The organism is Mycobacterium sp. SP-6446 (assembly GCF_001954045.1).
Taxonomy (GTDB): domain Bacteria; phylum Actinomycetota; class Actinomycetes; order Mycobacteriales; family Mycobacteriaceae; genus Mycobacterium.
The window spans coordinates 1-514 of the sequence record NZ_MBEM01000123.1 but is presented as its reverse complement, the minus strand read 5'-3'; the positions used below and the strand labels follow the sequence as shown (position 1 = coordinate 514).

Sequence of the window (514 nt, the reverse complement as noted above, 5' to 3'; positions counted from 1 at the left end):
GAGCCAAATAGACCTCACCCATCCCGCCGCTGCCCAACAGCCGCACCACGGTGAACCCGGCGAAATCCGCCCCTTCCTCTAGCGGCATGCGCCGCATACTACAAGCGCAGCCGCTGACCAGTGACATTCCCGACAAAACAGCGTCGACTCGGGACGGGACGTAGCGGTGCATTCTCCAACAACCGGTGATGGGCGTCGTTACCATTTGCGCATGCCGTTGATGAGCGGTGCCTCGTTCGCTGGCTACACCATCGTGTCGCTGTTAGGGACCGGCGGGATGGGTGAGGTCTATTTGGCTCGACATCCGCGGTTGCCCCGGCTGGAAGCGCTGAAGGTTTTGCGCGCCGATGTCTCCGCCGACTCAAGTTTTCGAGAGCGGTTCATTCGAGAGGCCGACTTAGCGTCGTCGCTGTGGCATCCGCACCTTGTTTCCGTCCATGACCGCGGCGACTGTGACGGCCAGCTGTGGATGTCGATGGACTATGTGGACGGCGCCGACTGCGCGCGCTTGCTG

The 514-nt window shown here is 62.3% G+C and carries 1 protein-coding gene and 1 pseudogene; one reads left to right on the top strand and one right to left on the bottom strand.

Features of this window, described 5'->3' with window-relative positions; genetic code table 11:
- Positions 1 to 88, bottom strand: an 88-nt coding sequence (locus A5736_RS26765) for a hypothetical protein (RefSeq protein ID WP_254848269.1), incomplete at its 3' end; no start/stop codon positions are given.
- Between the two features lie 123 nt (positions 89 to 211).
- Here A5736_RS26765 and A5736_RS10315 point away from each other — a divergent pair.
- Positions 212 to 514, top strand: a pseudogene (locus A5736_RS10315) (serine/threonine protein kinase); the annotation flags it as partial.